This is a genomic window from Micromonospora sp. NPDC049203, from assembly GCF_043197215.1.
Classification (GTDB): Bacteria; Actinomycetota; Actinomycetes; order Mycobacteriales; family Micromonosporaceae; genus Micromonospora.
Window position 1 is genome coordinate 29,055 of the sequence record NZ_JBICSV010000004.1, and the last position, 21,887, is coordinate 50,941.

Sequence of the window (21,887 nt, forward strand, 5' to 3'; positions counted from 1 at the left end):
ACCGGAGTTTTGGCGGGTCGGGTCAGCAGGGGCCGTAGCCCTCGTCGAAGAGGCGGCGGGCCCAGTCCGCGTACCCGGCGATGATCTCCCGGACGGTGACGCCGTCGTGCAGGAACAGGTACGCGCGGTCGCCGTCGCGGGCGAGCAGCCCGGCGAAGCGGTGACTGCCCGGCGGCGCCGGCAGGTCGACGGCGCCGGGGTACGCGGCGCGGGCCTCGCCCACCGGGGAGCCGGCGCTGATGCCCTCGGGTGTGCTCATCGGGTCGTCGAGCCAGAGCAGGACGAGCCGGTCGTCGACGAAGATCGGGCTGACCGAACCGTGCCCGACCAGCGCGGGCCCGCAGGCCGCCTCGTCGGCGCGCAGCACACCGCGCCGGGTCAGGTCCGCCTCGGTGTCGCCGAACCCGGCGTTGCGCAGTCCGTCCAGGCCGACCACCTGGGCCGCGCCGACCGGGCGGGTGGCCCACTGTGGATGAACGCCGCTGCCGGCTGCGGACGCGGCAACAAGCAGTGCGGCAATAAAGCCGAATTGTCGTAGTTTCATGCAATCCCCCAGTCACCAACGGGACCGGGGCGATGAGGTTGCTGGTGCTGGTCGGATTGGCGTAGTTCCCACTCCTCGGCCAGCTCGTCCCAGTAGTCGGCGGACAGTCCGCGGCGGCCGTGCGCCAGCCAGCCGTCCGTGTCACGCTCCAGATGCAGGCCCAGCTCGGCGAACGGGTCGATCCACGCGCCCGGCTCCGCGCCCAGCCGGGCCAGCGCGGTGTTGATCGGCCACTCGGTACGCGGCCGGTCCAGCGCGGCGTCGTATCGCGGACCCCAGCTCACCTCGCCACCCAGCCAGACCACCGCCGACTGGTGGCCGAGCCCGCCCGCGAACTCCGCCTCCAGGTACGCCACCGGGCCGCTCCTCGACCAGCGCGCAAGCACCTCCGCCAGTGGCGGCGAGAGCACCAGACGGAACGGACGCTCGGCGTGCGGCTCGTCGGTGGCGTAGTCCGGCAGGCCGCCGGTCAGTTCCTGCACCAGTTGCGGGGTGACAGGCAGCAGCGCGAAGTCCTGGCGGAGCGCGGCGAGCACCGCGTGGTCCAGGTCGGCGGTCTGCTCGCGCAGCAACTCGACGTCGGCGACCACGGCGCTGAGCTGGTAACTCATCCGGTCCTCTCGGCGTCCACAGGCTGTGGATGGAACATGTGTACGACGGCTTCAGGTGATTCCGTTGGTCAGGTACCTCGGGCGTCCGTCGCTCAGCGCGGCCACCGCGTGACGCAGCCGATGCCAAACGTACGGGCGAAGCAACGCCTGCGCATCAGCGAGCGCAACGAATCGAGCGTCGGCCAGTTCGCCGTCAGCCGGTTTCAACGGCTCGGCGGGCGGCAGTGCGCCGCCGTCGAAGATGAACATCAGGCTGTCGTCCCACGGGCCGTGCGGTGCCACCCAGTCCACCACCAGCAACGGTCCGACGCGCAGTTCGAGACCCAACTCCTCGCGTACCTCCCGCTCGGCGGCCAGGTGCGGCGGCTCGTTCGCCTCCGCCATGCCGCCCGGCAGGTCCCAGTCCGGCTTGTAGCGCGGATCCACCAACAGGACGTCGCCGTCACCGTTGCGCAGCAGTACGTCGGCTCCCACCCGCTTCCGGGGCTGCCGCGCGTTGCCCTCGGCGAGGTGGGCCTGCCAGGCTGCCGGATCTCGCTCGTACAGGGGACGCTCGTCGGCCATACCGACGATTGTCAGCCGTCCTCACCCCGTCGGCAGCGGCAGCGCCACCCATCTCCGCTCCCAGATGGCGTCGCGAAGCCGGTCCAGAAGCTGTGGCACGTCCGGGCACCGGACGGCATGCGACCGCAAAAGCAGTGCGAGATGTCTGAGCTGGTCGAGGACGACGGCCGAGCCCAGACCATGGGTGAGATCGACGGTCTGATGTGTCAGGTCGCACGCCTCCTCGATCCGGGCCTGCCCGACGAGCGCGGTGGCCAGGAGCATCCGGGCGAGCGCCTGACTCCGCACCCGGCCGCCCGGCCGCTCGGCGACGCTGCCGTTGAGGATGCGAAGAGCGGCCGTGACGTCACCGAGGCGAAGCAGGCAACGTGCCGACTCGATATCGAACGAGGTGCGGTCGAATGGACTCAGCCATTCGGTGGGTGCAGGTGCCGCCTCCGCGAAGGCGGACTCGGCCCGCTGAAGGGAAGCGTGGCAGTCGGCGGTGAGACCCGCTGCGGCGAGACCGCGCGCCTGCAAGGCAAGAAGACGGCGCGTATCAGAGCACCGGCGTCCTCTTGGGCGACGGCCGCGAGCCCGTCGCTGGCATGTGAGATCGCGGCCCCCGCGTTTCCACCGTGGCAGGCGAGGTGGCTCAGGCTTCCGTGCACCTGCGCCACCAGCAGCGCATCTCTGCTGTCGACGGCGAGCGCCAAGGCGTCAAGGAAGTGCCGTCTACTCGTCGTGCTGTCACGGAATCGTGTGCCATCCAACCGGCCATCTCGTGCAGGGCAGCGGTCGCCATGAGCACCTGCGAGGACATGGCAGGAGGACGACCTGTCGGCCTGGAGAAGGTGGCGAGGTGCGCCAGCACAGTGCTGTAGAGGTTCTTGCCGCCAACCTGACGATCTGCGGACCGGAGTGCGCGGATCAGTTGAGGACCCACCTCCACGACATCGGCTGGCACGGAGGTGTCGCCTGGCGCGGCCGGTAGTCGGAACCACAAGGTATGCGCGGGTATCCGCAGCACGCGGACCCAGTGCGCCAGTCGGTCGAGGTGCACCACCGCCGGTCCGTTCTCGATGCGGCTCAGTTGCGCCTGCGTAATCCCGAACCAGCCGGCGACCGTGGCCTGCGGCAGCGGCTGTCGCCCGTGATAGGGATGGTGACGGTAGGCGCGGACAACGCGACCGAGGTGCCGATCCGCAAGCGCATGGCGAAGCGGTTCATGGGACCAGAAGCTGGGTGGAACGTCGGGAGCAGCGACGATGCGGTCCCGCTCCGCTCGCTGACAGGGAGCGCACCGTCCCGAGTCGTTGTCGGCAGCCAGGTTGGCGCCGCAACGCGCACACCTGCTCGGCCTCGATTCCGCGATCACTCACTTATTCAACCCGCTCAGTGACTTTCGGTTATACATGCAACGCATAACCGGTCATGACTAGGACGAGAGCTTTGACGTGCCACGTACGAGGATTGTGTGATCGACCTCCTCGGAGGCTGTCGGATCGGGGTGGCGGTGTTCGTAGCCGGGGTGACGGCGGCCCGGTCGGCGGCCGACCAGAGCGAAAGAGGAACCGATGGCGCAGTACCTGATCTCCGTACTCGACGACACGACCGGCTCGGCCACCGACGCGGAGATGGCCGCGATCGGTGAGTTCAACGAGCGGTTGCGAGCCGACGGCCACTGGGTCTTCGCCGGTGGGCTCGCGGCGCCGGAGACGGCCACCGTCGTTGATGCGCGGGGCGGGAGTCCGCTGCTCACCGACGGGCCGTACCTGGAGACGAAGGAGTACGTCGGCGGGTTCTGGATCATCGAGGCGCCGGACTTCGACGTGGCGCTGCCGCTCGCCGCGCTGGCCTCGGAGCGGTGCAACAGGCGGGTCGAGCTGCGGCCGTTCCTGGGCGCGTGACAGACGTCGGCGAGGCGCTCACCCGGGTCCACCGCGAGGAGTGGGCCCGGGTCGTCGCCACGCTCGCCCGGCGCATCGGTGACCTCGACGTCGCGGAGGAGATGACAGCCGAGGCGTTCGCCGCCGCCGTCGAGCGCTGGTCGGCCGACGGCGTACCGCCGAACCCCGGCGCGTGGCTCACCACCACCGCGTACCGCAGGGCCGTCGACCGGATCCGGCGCGAGAGCCGGCGGGAGGACAAGCACCGGGAGGCGCTGATGCTGGCCGACGCCCCGGAACCGCTCGGTGTCATCGACGACGACCGCCTTCGCCTGATCTTCACCTGCTGCCACCCGGCGCTGGCCGTCCAGGCGCGGGTGGCGTTGACGCTGCGCCTGGTCGGCGGGCTGACAGTGCCGGAGATCGCGCGGGCCTATCTGGTCCAGGAGGCCGCCATGAGCAGGCGGATCACCAGGGCCAAGACGAAGATCAAGGCGGCCGGGATCCGGTACCGTGTGCCGTCGCGTGAGGACCTGCCGGCCCGGGTCACCGGCGTGCTCGCCGTGCTCTACCTGATCTTCAACGAGGGCTACCTTGCCTCCGACCCGGGCGAGGAGGCGGTGCGCGCCGACCTGACCGCCGAGGCGATCCGGCTCGCCCGGCTCGTCCGTACGCTGCTGCCCGACGACCACGAGGCCACCGGCCTCCTGGCGTTGATGCTGCTCACCGAGGCCCGCCGGCCCGCCCGCGTCTCCGCGACAGGCGAACTCGTCGTCCTCGCCGAGCAGGACCGCAGCGCCTGGGACCGCGCACTCATCGCCGAGGGGCACGCCCTGGTCAGGGCGTGCATCGCCGCCGGCCGGCCGCCGGGCCGCTATCAGATCCTCGCCGCGATAAACGCCGTCCACACCGACGCCCGCGACGCGCGGGACACCGACTGGTCGCAGGTCGCCGCGCTCTACGACCATCTGGTACGCGTCGACCCGTCGCCGGTCGTACGGCTCAACCGGGCGGTGGCGGTCGCCGAACTGGACGGGCCACAGGTGGCGCTGGCCGAGGTGGACGGGCTTCCGCTGGAGGGTTACCACGCGTACCACGCCACGCGCGCCGAGCTGCTGCGCCGGCTCGGCCGTGGCACCGAGGCGCGGGTGGCGTACGACCGGGCGATCGAGTCGGCGGGGAACAGCGCGGAGACGGCGTACCTGAGGCGGCGACGGGACCAGTTGGGCGGCAGCTGAGGCGCGCCGACGAGCTCCGGAAGGGCGGGACCACCCTGTCGTTGATCTTCACGGTTAGCGTCGTGTGCATCGGTGCGACCCGAGCCCGCCACCATGCCTACTTTAGGAGCTGATATGTCTCAGGGAGCTGCCGCGCCCCAGCCGGTACTCGTGCAGGTTCGCCAGAAGTCGCTGGGCCTCGCCTACCTGTTCTGGCTGCTGCTGGGCGTCTTCGGCGTTCACCAGTTCTACCTCGGAAAGACGGGCCGGGGCCTGCTCTACCTGTTCACCGGTGGCCTCCTGTTCGTCGGAGTGCTGGTTGACCTGTTCACGCTGCCGAGTCAGGTGCGTCAGGTCAACACGCAGCTCGCCGTCGGAATCCGCTGAAACGAAATCGATCGCAGACAGAACGGAAGGGCCGGTCCCTGACGGGGCCGGCCCTTCCGTTCGTGCTGCTCAAGAGAGCGGAGGATACGAGATTCGAACTCGTGAGGGTGTGAACCCAACACGCTTTCCAAGCGTGCGCCCTAGGCCTCTAGGCGAATCCTCCGCGAGCCAGGATACAGGTCCCGCGACGACGGGCCACCCCACCCTCCCGGAAGATCCACAACCCTTCGGGTAGGCTTGGCGTCACCTCCCGTGCGGCGGTACCTCGTGAACCTCCCCAGGGCCGGAAGGCAGCAAGGATAAGCGAGCTCTGCCGGGTGCACGGGAGGCCTTTCTGTCTCCCGGGCCGGGTAACGTCGCTGCGGGTCGGGTCACGGGGTGGTGGGTGGTCACCCGGGGCCGACCGGCGCAGAATGGCTCGGTCGAGAGGAGGCGGGACGGGTGGCACTGGCCCTTTACCGCAAGTACCGGCCGCGAACGTTCGCCGAGATGATCGGCCAGGAGCAGGTCACCGAGCCGCTGTCGCAGGCGCTGCGCAGCGGGCGGCTCAACCACGCCTACCTCTTCTCCGGTCCGCGGGGCTGCGGCAAGACCTCCAGCGCCCGGATCCTGGCCCGCTCCCTCAACTGCGAGCAGGGCCCCACCCCCGAGCCGTGCGGGCAGTGTGACTCGTGCCGCGGGCTGGCTCCCGACGGTGGCGGCTCGATCGACGTGATCGAGATCGACGCGGCCAGCCACGGTGGTGTGGACGACGCCCGTGAGCTACGCGAGAAGGCGTTCTTCGCCCCGGCCCGCAGTCGCTTCAAGATCTACATCATCGACGAGGCGCACATGGTCTCGTCGGCCGGCTTCAACGCGCTGCTCAAGCTGGTCGAGGAGCCCCCGGAATACGTCAAGTTCATCTTCGCCACCACCGAACCGGAGAAGGTCCTCGGCACGATCAAGTCGCGGACCCACCACTACCCGTTCCGGCTGTTCCCGCCGAAGGTGGTCCGCCCCTATCTGGAGCAGCTCTGCGAGGCGGAGGGCGTCAAGGTCGAGCCGGCGGTCTTCCCGCTGGTGGTGCGCGCCGGCGGGGGCAGCATGCGCGACAGCCTCTCCGTGCTCGACCAGCTCATCGCGGGCGCCGGCCCGGAGGGCGTCGACTACGCCCGGGCCGCCGCGCTGCTCGGGGTCACCGACGCCGCGCTGATCGACGAGATGTGCGACGCGCTCGCCGCCGGTGACGGCGCCGCCGCGTACGCCACCGTCGACCGGGTCGCCGAGGCCGGGCACGACTCGCGTCGCTTCGCCTCCGACCTGCTGGAACGCCTCCGCGACCTGATCGTCCTGCAGCAGGTGCCGGACGCCGCCGCCAGGGGCCTCATCGACGGCCCGGCCGACCAGATCGAGCGGATGGCCGCCCAGGCGCAGCGCCTCGGCCCGGCGACGCTGTCCCGTTGCGCCGACATCGTGCACAACGGCCTGGTCGAGATGCGCGGCACCACGGCGCCCCGGCTGCTGCTGGAGCTGATCTGCGCGCGAATGCTCCTGCCCGGCGCTGACGACTCCTCCGGCGGCCTGCTCCAGCGCCTGGAACGGATGGAGCGCCGGCTGACGCTCGGGGGCGCCGAGCTGCCGCCGGCCGCCGCCGGCTCCGCGCACCCCACCCAGACCCCTGGGGTACGCCAAGCGGCTCCCGCCCCGGGCGCGGCTGCCGCCGCGATCCAGCCGGACACCGCCGGCACGCCGGCGGCTGCCGGTGCCCCGACCGGGGCCGCCGCCGCACGGGCCGCCGCCGCGGCTGCGGTAGGCGCCCGGAGCACCGCACCCGGCTCCCGTCCCGCCTCTGCCGCCGGGGCTACCGGCTCCCGTCCCGCCCCGGCCGGTGCGACAGCCGACTCCGGCGCGGCCGCTGCCGAGTCCGGCCCGCGTCCCGCCCTGGCGACCGAAGCGCCCGCCGGAGTTCACCCCGGCACGGACGCCGGATTTCCGGCGCCGGCCGCCGCCGGCTCGACGACCTCCGGTCCGGCCGCTGCCCGACGCCCGGTACCGCCGTCCGCGGTGATGCCCGACCCGGCCACGCCCGAACCGCCCCGCCCCGGCGCGGCGAATCCCGGCGCGCTCGACGCGGTCGCCGTGCGCCGGGTCTGGTCCGAGGTGGTCGGCAAGGTCAACCGGAGCAACAAGCGGATCGCCGCGCTGATGCGTGACGCGGTGGTACGCGACCTGGACGGCGACACGCTGGTGCTGACCGTGAAGTCGACGGTGCTGGCGAAGATGATGGCCGACCACGCCGCAGTGCTGACCGACGCGCTCTACGAGGAGCTGGGCGGGCGCTGGCAGATCCGCTGCGAGGTGGCCGGCGAGCGCGGCGCGGCCTCGCTCGGTGGCCCGTCCCGCCCGTCCGGAGCGAGTCGCGCGCAGGCCGACGCCGCACCGGCCCGCAGCGCGTCCGACAGCGCCCCGACCCGCCCGGCGTCCGACACCGCGTCCGGTCGCCCGGACTCCGGGGCGGCAGGCACCGCTGACGGCCGCTCGGCCGTAGCCGACGCGGGACCGAACCGTCCCGGCTCCGACACCGGCCCGGGCCGCCCGGGTTCGGTCCACGCCGCGCCCGGTCGCCCGGACTCCAGCGTCGCCGGACGTGATGCGGCCGGTGGCGCCCCGGGACAGCCGGTGTCCGGCCCGGGCAGCACCACCGGTAGCCGAGACACAGGCGACCCGGCCACCGGCAACCGAGGTGCGGGAAGCCAGGCCGGGGGAGCGGCGGGTCGTGCCGGCGCGGGATCGCCTGATGCCTCGCCCCGGCCGATGGCGACCCCTGCCGTGGACCATGCCGGCGAGGACGACTGGCCGGAGCCGGCCCGCCCCGGCGGCACGGCCTCGACCACCGGCACCGCCTCGGCGAGCACCGGCGACGGGGGGGACTGGCCGGCGGCGGCCCGTCCGGGCGGGGGCACGGCGACCGCCACCGCGCCTGTCGTCGTACCCGAGCCGGCGGCACCCGCGACGGTGCCGGCACCCGCCGGTGGGCCGCGATCCGCGGGCGGTGGGGCGAAGAACAGCGCCATCGCGGCGGCGCGTGCGGCAGCGGCGGCGGCCGCCGCGGGCGGTGGTCCCGGCAAGGGACCGCGCGCGGCGCAGCCGGCGCGGAAGACGGCCGATGCCGAGTGGGCGGGCGAGCCGCCCTACGACCCGGACTTCGACGGCCCGGTGCGGGGCGGTGGCGCGGCGGTGGCGGCGCCCGCCTACGAGGGTTTCGATCCGGGTGACGAGCCGCTTGACGAAGTGATCGACGAGCGGACGGCACGGCAGTCGAGCGAGGAGCAGGCGGTGCAGCTGCTGCGCGAGACGTTCGGCGCGGAGAAGATCGACGAGGTGGACGCGCGCTGAGCGCGCGTCGACCGCGATTCAGCGGTGCCGTGGCCCGACTAGGCTGGGCGCGGCCGAGCAGACGAGTGGAAGAAGGAGCGGTCCGTGCGCCCAGGTGGACAGCCGAACATGCAGCAGATGCTGAAGCAGGCGCAGAAGATGCAGCAGCAGATCGCCAAGGCCCAGGCCGAGCTGGCCGAGGCGGAGCTGACCGGCACCGCCGGCGGCGGCCTGGTCACCGCGACGGTCGCCGGCACCGGTGAGCTGAAGGCGATCAGGATCGACCCGAAGGCGGTCGACCCGGAGGACGTCGAGACGCTGGAGGACCTGGTGGTCGCCGCGGTGCACAACGCCGCCGAGGCGGCCCGCGAGCTGACCGAGAAGAAGATGGGCCCGGTCGCGGGCGGCATGGGCGGCCTCGGCCTGTCCGGGTTCTGAGCCGGCAGATGTACGAGGGTGCCATCCAGGATCTGATCGACGAGCTGGGCCGGCTTCCGGGCGTGGGCCCGAAGAGTGCCCAGCGGATCGCGTTCCACGTGCTGTCGGCGGATCCGGCCGACGTCAACCGTCTGGCCGGCGCGCTGCGCAAGGTCAAGGACCTGGTCCGGTTCTGCACGACCTGCTACAACGTGGCGGAGTCGGAGCAGTGCCGGATCTGCCGCGACCCACGGCGCTCCGACGAGGTGCTCTGCGTGGTCGAGGAACCGAAGGACGTGGTGGCGATCGAGCGGACCGGCGAGTTCCGCGGGCGCTACCACGTGCTCGGCGGCGCGATCAATCCGCTGGAGGGCATCGGGCCGGACAACCTGCGGATCCGTGAGCTGATGACCCGCCTCGGCAGCGGGACGGTCCGCGAGCTGATCCTCGCCACCGACCCGAACACCGAGGGCGAGGCGACCGCCACCTACCTGGCGCTGATGGTCAAGCCGATGGGGATTGCGGTGACCCGGCTCGCGAGTGGACTGCCGGTCGGCGGCGATCTGGAGTACGCCGACGAGATCACGTTGGGCCGGGCCTTCGAGGGGCGCCGCGCGGTCTGATGCCGTGGCCTGGTGGTGGGCGGCGTCTCCTCCCACCACCGGGCTACCGCTCCCGTGCCGATGAGCGCCGGTCGATACCCCGCACCGTCCGGTGAGGAAACCATGCGAAGGTGTCGGCTTGATAGCGATTGCCCCTCGCCCGTTCCTCTTCTCTGTGACATGCCATAACCTCCCGCACACGGACTGAGTCACAGCTCGGCGTGTACACATGCGCATACACAGAGGTGAGAGATGCAGGCGAGCAGGCTGAAAACGGCCGTGGCCCTCGCGGCCGCGGCCGCCCTGGCGGTCGGTGCGTCCGGCTGCGCCAAGAGCGACCGGGAAGAAGGCGGTGGGGAGGCCAAGAGCGGCGGCACCTTCGTCTTCGCCGGTGCCGGGGACCCGAAGAACTTCGACCCGATCTTCAACGACGACGGCGAGACCTTCCGGCCGATCCGCCAGATGTACGACACCCTCGTGCAGAACAAGCCCGGCACCGCCGATCTGCAGGGTGCCCTGGCGGAGAGCTGGGAACACGACCCGGAGGGCAAGGTCTGGACCTTCAAGCTCCGCAAGGGAGTGAAGTTCCACGACGGCACCGACTTCAACGCCGCGGCGGTCTGCTTCAACTTCGACCGCTGGTTCAACATGAAGGGCGCTGCCGCCCAGTCGCAGATGATCTACTACTCGGACGTCTTCGGCGGCTTCGCCAAGAACGAGGCCGAGGGTACCGGCGACCCGATCTACAACAAGTGCGAGGCGAAGGACGAGGGCACCGCCGTCGTCACGATGAACAAGTACAAGGGTGCCTTCCCGGGCGCCTTCGCGCTCACCGCGCTCTCGATCGCCAGCCCTGACGCGCTGAAGAAGTACGACGCCGACACGGTCAAGCAGAACGGCGACTCCTTCGAGTACAGCGCGTTCGCCAGCGAGCACCCGGTCGGTACCGGCCCGTTCAAGTTCGTGGGCTGGGACAAGAGCAAGGGTGAGATCACCCTGGAGCGCAACGCCGACTACTGGGGCGAGAAGGCCAAGGTCGACAAGCTGATCATCAAGGTCATCAAGGACGAGAACACCCGCAAGCAGGAACTGCGGGCGGGCACCGTCCAGGGCATCGACTTCCCGGCCCCGGCCGACCGCAAGGCGCTGGCCGGCGAGGGCTTCCAGGTCCTCGACCGCCCGGCGTTCAACATCCTCTACCTCGGCTTCAACCAGAAGAACCCGAAGCTGAAGGACCTGCGGGTGCGGCAGGCGATCGCCCACGCCCTCAACCGTCAGCAGCTCGTCCAGACCAAGGGCCCGGGTGGCACCAAGGTCGCCGACGAGTTCATGCCGGAGAGCGTGCTCGGCTACGCGCCGGACGTGCAGAAGTACGACTACAACCCGGAGAAGGCCAAGCAGCTGCTCAAGGAGGCCGGCGCGGAGAAGTTGACGCTCAACTTCTACTACCCGACCGACGTGTCCCGGCCGTACATGCCGAACCCGCAGGAGATCTTCACCGTGCTCGCCAACGACCTGAAGGCCGTCGGCATCACGGTCAACGGTGTGGCCCGCCCGTGGAACGGTGGCTACAAGGACGACGTGCAGCAGTTCGGCAAGCACGACCTGCACCTGCTCGGCTGGACCGGTGACTACAACGACCCGGGCAACTTCGTCGGCACGTTCTTCGGCCGCGCGAAGGTCGAGTTCGGCGCCGCGGGCATGACCGACATGTTCGAGGCCATCGCCAAGGCCGACGGCACGGTCGACGAGACCGCCAAGAAGGCGGCCTGGGAGCAGGTCAACCGCGACATCGCCGCCAAGTGGCTGCCGGCCGTGCCGGTCTGGCACGCCCCGCCGGCCATCGTGGTCACCAAGGACGTCAAGGGTCTCGTCGCCAGCCCGCTGACCGACGAGCGGTTCAACACCGTCAGCGTCGGCTGACGCGACATCCACCGCTGACGTTCCACGCGGAATCGGCCCGGGCCGGGCGCTCGCTCCCGGCCCGGGCCGACCCGCTGTTCAACCGAGAATCTGGTGTGTGAGAGATGTTGCGAGTCATAGTTCGCCGCCTGCTCCAGCTGGTGGTGACCCTGATAGGGCTGTCCGCTCTGGTCTTCGTCTGGCTGCGGAATCTGCCCGGTGGCCCGGTCGAGGCGCTGCTCGGTGAGCGGGCCACGCCGGAGCGCCGCGCGCTGCTGATCAAGGCGCTGGGCTACGACCAGCCGGTCCTGGTGCAGTACGCGAAGTTCATGCAGCGGTTGATCACCGGCGACTTCGGCAACTCGATCCGGAGCGGTGACCCGGTCACCGAGGTGATCGGCCGTGCCTTCCCGGCGACCGTCGAGCTGGCCGCCGCCGCCATGATCATCGCGATCGGGCTCGGTGTGCCGCTCGGCTACCTCGCCGCCCGCCACCGCGGCCGGCTGCTCGACAACCTGAGCATCGGCGGCACCCTGCTCGGCATCTCGATCCCGATCTTCTTCCTGGGCTATCTGCTCAAGGACGTGTTCACCCAGAACATGCACATGTTCCCGCCGTCGGGCCGGATCAGCACCGGGTTGGACAACACCGACGTGACCGGCTTCTTCGTGCTGGACGGCCTGCTCACCCGGGAGTTCGACGCCGCCGGCGACGCGCTGTGGCACCTGATCCTGCCGGCGATCACGCTGGCCACCATCCCGCTCGCGGTCGTCGTCCGGATCACCCGGGCCAGCGTGCTCGACGTGCTCAACGAGGACTTCGTCCGCACCGCCGAGGCGAAGGGTCTGCGGCACCGTACGATCCGGGGCCGGCACATCCTGCGCAACGCGCTGCTGCCGGTGGTCACCACCATCGGCCTGCAGACCGGTGCGCTGCTCTCCGGCGCGGTGCTCACCGAGCGGGTCTACAACTGGGGCGGGCTCGGCACGCTGATCTACGACTCGATCAGCGGCGGCCGCGACTACCCGGTGCTGCAGGCGCTGATCCTGCTGGCCGCGCTGGTATTCGTGCTGGTCAACCTCCTGGTCGACCTCTCCTACGCCTTCATCGACCCCAGGGTGCGTGTGCGATGAGCGATCCGATCACCCGGCCCGTCGTGGGCACCCCGCGCGAGAGCGTGGACCCGTCGGCCGTCACCGAGAAGCCCGAGGGCAGCCTGCCCCGCGGCTTGGACCGGCTCGGCGAGCGCAAGCGCGCCCGGCTGGAGCAGCTGGCTCAGGCCACCGCCGAGAAGGGCGGGGTGAGCCTGGTCCGGGACGCGCTCCGCCGGCTGCGCCGCAACCCGACCGCGATGGTCGGCGCGGCGATCGTGGCGCTCTTCGTGCTCGTCGCGATCTTCGCGCCGCTGCTCGCACCACACGACCCGGCGCAGCGCTTCGACGAGCTGACCAAGAACCTGACCGTCGACAACATCCCCGGGGCCAGCAGCGATTTCCCGCTCGGCTCCGACCCGCTCGGCCGGGACTTCCTGTCCCGGATGATCCACGGCAGCCGGCAGACACTGTTCGTCGGCGTGCTCGCCACGCTGATCGGGCTGATCCTGGGTGTGCTGGTGGGTGCGATCGCCGGCGCGTTCGGCGGCTGGGTCGACAACATCCTCATGCGCTTCACCGACGTGATGCTGGCCCTGCCCGCCCTGCTGCTGGCGATCAGCCTGGTGGCCCTGGCCAGCCGGTCCAGCCAATGGACTGTCATCCTCGCGGTGGCCATCGTCAACGTGCCGATCTTCGCCCGGCTGCTACGCGGCTCGATGCTCGCCCAGCGGGAGAGCGACCACGTGCTGGCTGCCCGGGCACTGGGCGTCAAGCGTGGGGCGATCGTGCTGCGGCACATGCTGCCGAACGCGATGACGGCGGTGATCGTGCAGGCGACGCTGACGCTCTCCACCGCGATCCTGGAAGCCGCGTCGCTGTCCTTCCTCGGCCTCGGTGACCCCGACATCAACCGCGCGGAGTGGGGCCTGATGCTCGGTGTGGACGGTCAGCGCTACTTCGAGGTCCGGCCCGAGCTGGCCTACTTCCCGGCCGCCGCGATCATCGTGGTGGCGCTCGGCTTCACCCTGTTGGGCGAGGGCATGCGCGAGGCGATCGACCCGAAGAGCCGGCGGTGACGGCGATGTGGACATATGTGCGGCACGGTGAGGAAGTGACCCGATGAGCCTGCTCGACGTACGCGACCTGAGCGTCGTGTTCCAGCGCAAGGGTGAGCGGCCGTTCACCGCCGTCGACGAGGTCAGCTTCAGCGTGGAGCCGGGGCAGACGGTCGGCCTGGTGGGCGAGTCCGGCTGTGGCAAGAGCGTCACCAGCCTGGCGATCATGGGCCTGCTGCCGAAGCGCGGCAACAAGGTCACCGGCGAGGTCAACTTCGACGGCGCCGACCTGCTGAAGCTGCGGCCGGAGGACCTGCGGGACCGGCGTGGCCGGGACATCGGCATGATCTTCCAGGATCCGCTCTCCTCACTGAACCCGGTGATCCCGATCGGCATCCAGGTGGCCGAGGTGCTCGAACGGCACCGTGGCATGGACCACAAGGTGGCGCTCAAGGAGGCCCGGGAACTGCTCGACGCGGTCGGCATCCCGGACCCGATGCGGCGACTGAAGGAATACCCGCACCAGATCTCCGGCGGCATGCGCCAGCGCGCGCTGATCGCCATCGCGCTGGCCTGCAAGCCACGGCTGCTGATCGCGGACGAGCCGACCACCGCGCTGGACGTGACGATCCAGGCGCAGATCCTCACGTTGCTCAAGCAGCTGGTCGACGAGACCGGCACCGCGCTGATCATGATCACGCACGACCTGGGCGTGGTGGCCGGCCTCTGCGACACGGTGAACGTCCTCTACGGCGGCAAGATCGTCGAGCGGGCGGAGCGGCACGAGTTGTTCGCCCGGCCGCGGCACCCGTACACCCACGGGCTGCTCAACTCCGTGCCGAGGCTCGACTCGCCCCGCGGCGAGCGGCTGCACGCCATCCGTGGTTCGGTGGCCGACAACATTCCGTGGGTCGAGGGCTGCGCGTTCGCTCCCCGGTGCGACAACGTGGTGGACGCCTGCCTGGACGGGACCCCGCCGCTGGAGCCCACCGCGAACGGCGGCGACCTGCGCTGCAACAACCCCGTTTCCGAGGAGGTGGCGGTTCCGTGACCGAGCCGACCGAGTCGACCGGACCTCTGGTCGAACTGCGCGACGTCAAGGTCCACTTCCCGATCAAGAGCGGCGTCCTGTTCGACCGCACGATCGGGCAGGTCTACGCCGTCGACGGAGTCTCGCTCACCATCAACCGGGGCGAGACGTACGGGCTGGTGGGCGAGTCGGGTTGCGGAAAGTCCACGCTCGGCCGGGGCCTGCTGCGGCTGGTCGAGCCGACCGACGGCGAGATCGTCTTCGACGGTACGGACCTCCGCTCACTCAAGGACGAGCCGATGCGCCGGATCCGCCGCCGGATCCAGATGATCTTCCAGGATCCGCTGTCCAGCCTCGACCCCCGACAGTCGGTGGAGTCGCTGCTGGTCGAAGGGCTCAAGGCGCACGGCCTGGCGAAGGACAAGGCGGCCGTCGGCAAGCGGCTCCGCGAGGCGCTCTCCGCTGTCGGTCTGCCGGCGTCGGCGCTGAGCAAGTATCCGCACGAGTTCTCCGGCGGCCAGCGCCAGCGCATCGGTATCGCCCGCGCGCTCGTGCTCGAACCGGACCTGATCGTCGCCGACGAGCCGGTCTCCGCGCTGGACGTGTCGATTCAGGCCCAGGTGCTCAACCTGCTCGACGAGTTGCAGGAGGAGCGCGGTCTCACGTACCTGATCATCGCGCACGACCTGGCGGTGGTCCGGCACATCGCGGACACGGTCGGGGTGATGTACCTCGGCGGCCTGGTCGAGGAGGCGTCCAGCGACGACCTCTACCGGGCGCCGATGCACCCGTACACCCGGGCGCTCATGTCGGCGGTGCCGGTGCCCGACCCGCAGGTGGAGGACCGCCGGGAACGGATCCTGCTCGCCGGCGACCTCCCGTCACCGGCGAACCCGCCGGCCGGCTGCCGGTTCCACACCCGCTGCCCGTGGGCCCAGCCCACCCGCTGCGCCGAGGAGCGGCCCGCGCTGCGCGAGGTGCTCGACGGGCACCGGGTCGCCTGCCACTACGCGGAGGACATCGCCGACGGCCGGATCCGGCCGCACGAGGTCGAGCCGGAACTGGTCCGGCCGGACGACGGGGCGGCACCGGGCGAGACCGGCGAACTCATCCCCACCCCGTGACGCGTGGACGCGTCGGCCCATTCGATCGGAGGGCCGACGCGTCCGCCGGACTCAGCCCTCGGGGCGGTCGAGCAGACCCACCGCGATCGTGTGCACCGCGTCCAGCGCGGCCGGGTCGGCCAGCGGCGCTGACCCGCCGGTGACCGCGTACCACTCGTCGGCGTCCTTGTACTGCACCCGCAGCGTCACCCGGCCGTCGGCGTGCTCGGTGCGCAGCGTCAACTCGCCGGTCACCACGCCGACCTCGTCGGTCATCACCCCGCCCAGACCGGGGGTGATGTCAGTGGTGCGTTCCGCAGGTCCGCCCGGCGCGCCGCCGGCCGGCGCACCAGGCACCGCGTCGGCGGCCATGCCCGCCCCGGAGACGTCGGCGGGTTCGGGCTGCCGGCCGTCCGCCGTCATCCCGGCCGAGGCCGGGCCGGCGGGTTCCGTACCCGTCTGCGGGGTCGGTGTGGCGTCCGGCCCCGTCACGGCTTGCTCGCCCATGTGCAGCCCTCCAGCATGTCGGTGAGAGCGGCCTTCTCGGCGCTTGTCACAGTCAGCTTCCAGTAGTGCTTGACCGTCACCCAGTCCGCCGCGTACTGACACCAGGACGACCTGTTCGGCGGCTTCCACTGGGACGGATCCTGGTCACCCTTTGCCCGGTTGGACCGCGCCGAAACCGCGATGAGCTGTGGCCGGGTCAGGTCGTTCGCGAAGTCGCCGCGCTTCGAGTCGTCCCACTCGTCCGCGCCGGAGCGCCACGCGGCGGCCAGCGGCACGGTGTGGTCGATGTCCACGCCCGACGGATCGTTCAGGACCACACCGTCGTAGACGCTCTCCCACCGGCCACCCACCACGTTGCAGCCGGACAGCTTGATGCCCTCGCCGTCGCGTTGCAGCACGCTGTCGCGTACGTCGCAGTTCTTGCCGGTGTTCCGCCAGTGCGGGAAGCGGGAGCGACTGTAGCCCTTCATCGACCCGGCGGTGGCCACTGTCAGCTCACCGAGCTGCTTGTTCACGTTCCCGGAGGCGCTCGGCGGCGCCTCCGGCTCGCTGACCGACACGTCGCAGCCGGCCACGCCGAGGGCGAGCACCGCGCTCAGCGCGGCGGCCAGTCCGGCTCGGGCTCCTGATCTCGTACGCACAGACGACACCTCTCCAGCTTGCGTGCTCCGGGCGAGTCCGCACAGTACCCGGCGGCGGTTTCCGCGATTCGTGGCGTCGACGGTGGGCGGCGGGCAGAGTGGTGAGACGTGACAGCACCCGCTCCCGCGTTGCGTACCGGCACCGCCGCCGGTCGCGGCACGCTGCTCGCCGCGATCCTCGCCTCCGGCATGGTGTTCCTGGACAGCACTGTCGTCAACGTCGCGCTGCCGCGCCTCGGCGCCGAGCTGGACGCCACGGTCGCCGGTCTGCAGTGGACCGTGAACGGCTATCTGCTCATGCTCGCCGCGTTCGTGCTGCTCGGCGGCGCGCTCGGGGACCGGTTCGGGCGGCGGCGGGTCTTCCTGCTCGGCGTGGTCTGGTTCGCGGCGGCGTCGGTGCTCTGCGGGCTGGCGCAGGACACCGGCTGGCTCGTCGCCGCCCGGTTCCTCCAGGGCGCCGGCGGGGCGCTGCTCACCCCCGGGTCGCTGTCGGTGCTCCAGGCCAGCTTCCACCCGGACGACAGGGGCCGGGCCATCGGCACCTGGTCCGGTCTGTCCGGAGTGTCCACCGCGCTCGGTCCGCTGCTCGGCGGCTGGCTCATCGACACCCTCTCCTGGCGATGGATCTTCTTCGTCAACCTGCCGCTGGCCGTCGGCGTGGTGCTCGCCGCGCTGCGCTGGGTGCCGGAGAGCCGCGACGAGCAGGTGTCGCGTACCGGAGGCGGGCGACGGTTCGACGTGGCGGGCGCGCTGCTCGGCGCGCTGGCGCTCGGCGGTGTCACGTACGCGCTGATCGACGCCCCGGCGCGCGGCCTGGACTCCCCGGCGGTGCTGGTCTCGGCGGTGCTCGGAGTGGTCGCCGTGGTGGTCTTCGTACTGGTCGAGCGGCGGCGCGGGGACGCCGCGATGCTGCCCACCGGGCTGTTCTCCAGCCGGTTGTTCTCCGTGCTGAACGTCTTCACGGTGGTGGTGTACGCGGCGCTCGGCGGGTTCACCTTCTTCCTCGCCGTCTACCTGCAGAACGTGGTCGGCTGGTCGGCGCTTCTCACCGGCCTGGCCACAGTGCCGATGACGGTGCTGCTGCTCGTCGGCTCGCCACGCGCGGGCGCGCTGTCGGCCCGCATCGGCCCCCGGCTGCCGCTCACCGTCGGCCCGGTGATCGCCGCTGTGGGCCTGCTGCTGCTGCGCCGGGTCGGGCCGGGTGCGTCGTACTGGGTGGACGTGCTGCCGGGCGTGGCGCTGTTCGGCGCCGGGCTCACGCTCGTGGTGGCGCCGCTGACCACGTCGGTGCTGGGCGCGGTCTCGGACCGGTTCGCCGGGGTGGCGAGCGGCTTCAACAACGCCGCCTCCCGGGCCGGTGGGCTGCTCGCGGTGGCCGCGCTGCCGCTGCTGGTCGGGCTCTCGGGCACCGGGTACGAGCAGAAGGGGGCGCTCGCCGGCGCGTACCGGGGGGCGTTGGCGTGGTGCGCGGGGCTGCTGCTCGCCGGCGCGGTGCTCGCCGCCGTGCTGATCCACCGCCCCCGGCGGGGGGAAGGAAGGGCCCCTTCTTAACGCCTCAGGCAGAGGAAGGGCCCCTTGTTAACACTCGGGCCATTCGGGCGCGGGCGTTAAGAAGGGCCCCCTCCTATGCAGCATGCGTTAAGAAGGGGCCCTTCCTTACACCTCAAGCACCTCAGGCGCGGGTGCGGTTCACCGCGCTCGTGACCGCCTTGATCGAGGCGGTGACGATGTTGGCGTCCACTCCGACGCCCCACACCGTGCGGCCGTCCACCTCGCACTCCACGTACGCGGCGGCCTGCGCGTCCCCACCGGAGGACAGCGCGTGCTCGTGGTAGTCGAGCACCCGTACCGCCACGCCCAGGGACTGCAACGCGTTGACGTACGCGTCGATCGGGCCGTTGCCGACGGCGGTGAGCGCGCGGGTCTCGCCGCCGAAGCCGACGCGGGCGTCGATCTCGACCTTGCCGTCGACGGTGCCGATCGTGTAGTCGGCCAGCTTCACGGCCGGGTCGACCTGGTGGTCGACCAGGTAGTTGCGGGCGAAGATGTCCCACATCGCGCCCGGCTCGACCTCGCCGCCGTCGTGGTCGGTGACGTGCTGCACCACGCCGGAGAACTCGATCTGGAGGCGGCGCGGCAGGTCGAGCTGGTGCTCGGTCTTCATGATGTACGCGACGCCGCCCTTGCCGGACTGCGAGTTGACCCGGATGACCGCCTCGTACGTGCGGCCCAGGTCCTTCGGGTCGATCGGCAGGTAGGGCACCGCCCAGGTGAAGTCGTCCACCGGCACCCCGGCCGCCGCCGCGTCGGCGTTCAGCGCGGCGAAGCCCTTGTTGATCGCGTCCTGGTGGGAGCCGGAGAACGCGGTGTAGACCAGGTCGCCCGCGTACGGGTGGCGCTCGTGCACCGGCAGCTGGTTGCAGTACTCGACGGCGCGCTTGATCTCGTCGATGTTCGAGAAGTCGATCATCGGGTCGATGCCCTGGGAGAACAGGTTCAGGCCCAGCGTCACCAGGTCGACGTTGCCGGTGCGCTCACCGTTGCCGAACAGGCAGCCCTCGATCCGGTCGGCGCCGGCCAGCAGGCCCAGCTCGGCGGCGGCGACGCCGGTGCCCCGGTCGTTGTGCGGGTGCAGGCTCAGCACCAGGCTGTCCCGCCGGGGCAGGCGCCGGTGCATCCACTCGATCGAGTCGGCGTAGACGTTCGGCATCGCCATCTCGACGGTGGCCGGCAGGTTGATGATCAGCTTGCGGTCCGGAGTCGGGTCGATCACGTCGATGACCGCCGAGCAGACCTCCAGCGCGTACTCCAGCTCGGTGCCCGTGTACGACTCCGGCGAGTACTCGTAGTGGATGTCGGTGTCCGGGGTGTGGATCTCCGCGTACTTCTGGCACAGCCGCGCGCCCTGGGTGGCGATGTCGGTGATGCCGTCGCGGTCCAGCCCGAAGACCACCCGGCGCTGCAGCGTCGAGGTGGAGTTGTAGAAGTGCACGATGGCCCGGCGGGCGCCGCGCAGGGACTCGAAGGTGCGCTCGATCAGGTGCTCCCGGCACTGCGTCAGCACCTGGATGGTGACGTCCTCGGGGATCAGATCCTGCTCGATCAGCTGCCGTACGAAGTCGTAGTCGGTCTGGCTCGCCGACGGGAAGCCGACCTCGATCTCCTTGTAGCCCATCTGCACCAGGAGCTGGAACATCCGCCGCTTACGCTCGGGCGACATCGGGTCGATCAGGGCCTGGTTGCCGTCGCGGAGGTCGACTGCGCACCAGCGGGGCGCGGCCTCGACGCGGCGGGTGGGCCAGGAGCGGTCCGGCAGGTCGACGCCGAACTCCCTGTCGTACGGGACGTAGCGGTGGACCGGCATCCGGCTGGGGCGCTGGCGGGCGAACGGATCGGTGGCGGTGACAGGTTGAGCCATCTCGGAGTGCTCCCTGGAACATGTGGCGTCAGCAGATCGGAAAGGTGTCGGCGGGATGCCGGGCGACGGTGCGCGGCGGTGCCGAGGAGAAGATCGGATGTGCTGGACGGCGCGTAGCGACTCCGCGACGAGGTGCCGGCCGGTCAGGCCTCGTCGCGGCAGCCAAGGAGAAGGTACGCGCGCCACATGACAAGGTCACCCTACGTGGTGGGACGGGTCGTGGGAAGGCTGGTCCGGACTATGGGATCAGAGTCACGGAGCCGGTGGACCTCGGCACGCCCGGTAGCCGGGGGGTCCGCTCCGCCCGGGTCACCGCCGGCACGATCACCAGCCCGACCAGGACGAACAGCGTCGCCGCCGGGTACCAGCCCCAGCCGCCGGTGCTCACGCCGAGCGCGGTCAGCCCGGCCGGAGCGACCAGGAACTGCACCTGCGAGCCGAGCCCGAAAGCGCCGACGTACGCGCCGCGCCGGTCGGTGGGCGGCAGCGTGGCGGTGAGTCCCCAGGCGCCCGCCGCCTCGGTCAGCTCCGCCAGGATGAGCAGCATCGCGGCGGCCACCAGCGCCGCCACGGTGAGCCAGCCCCGGGTGACGCCGGAGACCGGCAGGACCACGCAGAACAGGGCGATCAGCAGCGCGCCCCGGCGGGACGCCCGGGCCGCGCCCGGCGCGGTGTCCGCGCCCCGGCTGGCCCGCACCTGGAGCAGCACGATCAGCACGGTGTTGAGCAGGACCAGCGCCGCGATGATCGTCTTCGGCGCGTCGGTACGGGTGAGGATCCACAGCGGCAGCACCGTCAGGTAGAGCGTCTGGTGCGCGGTGAGCAGCCCGGACAGCAGCGCGACGGTCATGAACGGCCGGTCCCGCAGCACCGCGAGCCGGCTCGTCGGCTCCGCCGGGCGGGTCACCTCCGGCAGTCGCGGCAGCCGGTGCACGAAGACGGCTGTCACCAGGAAGACCACGGCGATGAACCAGACCATCCCGCGGTACGCCCAGATCGTGTCGACGGCCAGCACCAGGCCGCTGATCAGCGCGCCGAGGCCGAAGCCGACGTTCATGGAGGAGCGCTGGTAGGCCAGCGCGGTGACCCGTTCCTCCGGCCGCAGCACATTGATCGAGTAGACCTGGCGGGCGGTGCCGAGAGCGGTGCCGGCCACGCCCAGCGCGATCACCACGGCGAGGAACCCGGCGAAGCCGCCGACGAGCGGGTACGCCGCGAAGAGAGCCGCGTCGAGCAGCAGGCAGACGATCCACACCCGCTGCGGGCCGTACCGGTCGGTGAGCCCGCCGAGCGGGACGCTGCCGAGCAGGGACACCCCGGCGGCGAGCGACAGGCCGAGTCCCACCTGGGCCGGGCCGAGTCCCAGCGCCCGGGTGAAGAACACCGCGCTGCCGGCCTTGAACAGGCCGTTGCCGACGGCGTAGACAATGGCCTGCACGGCCAAGGCGCGGGTCAGCCCGGCCGGCGGTACGACGTCGCGGACGGCGGTGCGGATGCTCTCTCGTGCCCCCATGGCCGGTGAGCAGATCGCGCCCCCCACGCATCGGTCGAGCCTTTTAGGCTGGACCGAATC

20 protein-coding genes, 1 tRNA gene and 1 other RNA gene are annotated in these 21,887 nt (G+C 71.1%); 13 read left to right on the top strand and 9 right to left on the bottom strand.

Features of this window, described 5'->3' with window-relative positions:
* Positions 1-22: 22 nt before the first annotated feature.
* From ACGFIA_RS12585 to ACGFIA_RS12600, 4 genes are read right to left on the bottom strand one after another with little or no spacing between them, the layout of a single operon-like run.
* On the bottom strand, positions 23-544 hold the full coding sequence (locus tag ACGFIA_RS12585) for a hypothetical protein (protein ID WP_357474464.1): 522 nt from the start codon (positions 542-544) through the stop codon (positions 23-25).
* The gene (locus tag ACGFIA_RS12590; RefSeq protein ID WP_357389535.1) at positions 541-1,155 is read right to left on the bottom strand and encodes a hypothetical protein; all 615 of its coding nucleotides are present in this window, start codon (positions 1,153-1,155) and stop codon (positions 541-543) included. The genes ACGFIA_RS12585 and ACGFIA_RS12590 overlap by 4 nt, the downstream gene beginning before the upstream one ends.
* Before the next feature lie 51 nt (positions 1,156-1,206).
* Positions 1,207-1,719 (bottom strand): NUDIX hydrolase, encoded by a 513-nt coding sequence (locus ACGFIA_RS12595; RefSeq protein WP_357389533.1) that lies wholly within the window; start codon positions 1,717-1,719, stop codon positions 1,207-1,209.
* 21 nt (positions 1,720-1,740) lie between these two features.
* A complete protein-coding gene (locus ACGFIA_RS12600) occupies positions 1,741-2,238 on the bottom strand; it encodes a hypothetical protein (RefSeq protein WP_357479297.1) in 498 nt (165 codons plus the stop codon).
* Between the two features lie 1,037 nt (positions 2,239-3,275).
* Here ACGFIA_RS12600 and ACGFIA_RS12605 point away from each other — a divergent pair.
* The 3 genes from ACGFIA_RS12605 (at position 3,276) to ACGFIA_RS12615 (ending at position 5,191) form a co-directional block, all read left to right on the top strand.
* The gene (locus ACGFIA_RS12605; protein WP_357389529.1) at positions 3,276-3,608 is read left to right on the top strand and encodes a YciI family protein; all 333 of its coding nucleotides are present in this window, start codon (positions 3,276-3,278) and stop codon (positions 3,606-3,608) included.
* Positions 3,605-4,825, top strand: coding sequence for an RNA polymerase sigma factor (locus ACGFIA_RS12610; RefSeq protein ID WP_393259897.1), 1,221 nt, complete (start codon positions 3,605-3,607; stop codon positions 4,823-4,825). The genes ACGFIA_RS12605 and ACGFIA_RS12610 overlap by 4 nt, the downstream gene beginning before the upstream one ends.
* A gap of 114 nt (positions 4,826-4,939) precedes the next feature.
* On the top strand, positions 4,940-5,191 hold the full coding sequence (locus ACGFIA_RS12615) for a TM2 domain-containing protein (protein ID WP_357389525.1): 252 nt from the start codon (positions 4,940-4,942) through the stop codon (positions 5,189-5,191).
* Positions 5,192-5,269: 78 nt separating this feature from the next.
* On the opposite strand, the gene ACGFIA_RS12620 is transcribed toward ACGFIA_RS12615, so the two are convergent.
* Positions 5,270-5,354 (bottom strand) — tRNA-Ser (locus tag ACGFIA_RS12620).
* An 81-nt stretch (positions 5,355-5,435) separates the two neighbouring features.
* On the opposite strand from ACGFIA_RS12620, the gene ffs reads away from it, so the two are divergent.
* From ffs to ACGFIA_RS12665, 9 genes are all read left to right on the top strand, one after another.
* Positions 5,436-5,525: signal recognition particle sRNA small type (ffs, locus tag ACGFIA_RS12625), an RNA gene on the top strand.
* 107 nt (positions 5,526-5,632) lie between these two features.
* Positions 5,633-8,566, top strand: a complete 2,934-nt coding sequence (locus ACGFIA_RS12630; protein ID WP_357474446.1) for a DNA polymerase III subunit gamma and tau — start codon at positions 5,633-5,635, stop codon at positions 8,564-8,566.
* Positions 8,567-8,674: 108 nt separating this feature from the next.
* Positions 8,675-8,983: a YbaB/EbfC family nucleoid-associated protein gene (locus ACGFIA_RS12635; RefSeq protein ID WP_357389583.1), complete on the top strand. Its 309-nt coding sequence runs from the start codon at positions 8,675-8,677 to the stop codon at positions 8,981-8,983.
* Positions 8,984-8,991: 8 nt separating this feature from the next.
* Positions 8,992-9,585, top strand: coding sequence for a recombination mediator RecR (recR, locus tag ACGFIA_RS12640; protein WP_357389521.1), 594 nt, complete (start codon positions 8,992-8,994; stop codon positions 9,583-9,585).
* A gap of 231 nt (positions 9,586-9,816) precedes the next feature.
* Positions 9,817-11,487, top strand: a complete 1,671-nt coding sequence (locus ACGFIA_RS12645) for an ABC transporter substrate-binding protein (protein WP_357389519.1) — start codon at positions 9,817-9,819, stop codon at positions 11,485-11,487.
* Between the two features lie 104 nt (positions 11,488-11,591).
* The gene (locus tag ACGFIA_RS12650) at positions 11,592-12,599 is read left to right on the top strand and encodes an ABC transporter permease (RefSeq protein WP_357389517.1); all 1,008 of its coding nucleotides are present in this window, start codon (positions 11,592-11,594) and stop codon (positions 12,597-12,599) included.
* Entirely contained in the window at positions 12,596-13,636 is a 1,041-nt protein-coding gene (locus ACGFIA_RS12655; RefSeq protein ID WP_393259902.1) for an ABC transporter permease, read from the top strand. The genes ACGFIA_RS12650 and ACGFIA_RS12655 overlap by 4 nt, the downstream gene beginning before the upstream one ends.
* A gap of 43 nt (positions 13,637-13,679) precedes the next feature.
* Complete coding sequence (locus ACGFIA_RS12660) at positions 13,680-14,666, top strand: ABC transporter ATP-binding protein (protein WP_357389515.1); 987 nt, start codon at positions 13,680-13,682, stop codon at positions 14,664-14,666.
* Positions 14,663-15,769: an oligopeptide/dipeptide ABC transporter ATP-binding protein gene (locus ACGFIA_RS12665; protein ID WP_357389513.1), complete on the top strand. Its 1,107-nt coding sequence runs from the start codon at positions 14,663-14,665 to the stop codon at positions 15,767-15,769. Before ACGFIA_RS12660 ends, ACGFIA_RS12665 begins: the two co-directional genes overlap by 4 nt.
* A 51-nt stretch (positions 15,770-15,820) precedes the next feature.
* On the opposite strand, the gene ACGFIA_RS12670 is transcribed toward ACGFIA_RS12665, so the two are convergent.
* Positions 15,821-16,255: a hypothetical protein gene (locus ACGFIA_RS12670; RefSeq protein ID WP_357389511.1), complete on the bottom strand. Its 435-nt coding sequence runs from the start codon at positions 16,253-16,255 to the stop codon at positions 15,821-15,823.
* Positions 16,237-16,896, bottom strand: a complete 660-nt coding sequence (locus ACGFIA_RS12675) for an HNH endonuclease family protein (protein WP_357389509.1) — start codon at positions 16,894-16,896, stop codon at positions 16,237-16,239. The genes ACGFIA_RS12670 and ACGFIA_RS12675 overlap by 19 nt, the downstream gene beginning before the upstream one ends.
* Positions 16,897-17,004: 108 nt before the next feature.
* On the opposite strand from ACGFIA_RS12675, the gene ACGFIA_RS12680 reads away from it, so the two are divergent.
* Positions 17,005-18,447 carry an MFS transporter gene (locus ACGFIA_RS12680; protein WP_357389507.1) on the top strand — a complete coding sequence of 481 codons (1,443 nt, stop codon included), beginning with the start codon at positions 17,005-17,007 and terminating at the stop codon, positions 18,445-18,447.
* A 121-nt stretch (positions 18,448-18,568) separates the two neighbouring features.
* Here ACGFIA_RS12680 and leuA read toward each other — a convergent pair whose 3' ends face one another.
* Together leuA and ACGFIA_RS12690 are read right to left on the bottom strand one after the other, a co-directional pair.
* Entirely contained in the window at positions 18,569-20,314 is a 1,746-nt protein-coding gene (gene leuA, locus ACGFIA_RS12685) for a 2-isopropylmalate synthase (RefSeq protein ID WP_357385337.1), read from the bottom strand.
* Positions 20,315-20,552: 238 nt separating this feature from the next.
* Positions 20,553-21,827: an MFS transporter gene (locus tag ACGFIA_RS12690; RefSeq protein WP_393259908.1), complete on the bottom strand. Its 1,275-nt coding sequence runs from the start codon at positions 21,825-21,827 to the stop codon at positions 20,553-20,555.
* Positions 21,828-21,887: the final 60 nt, after the last annotated feature.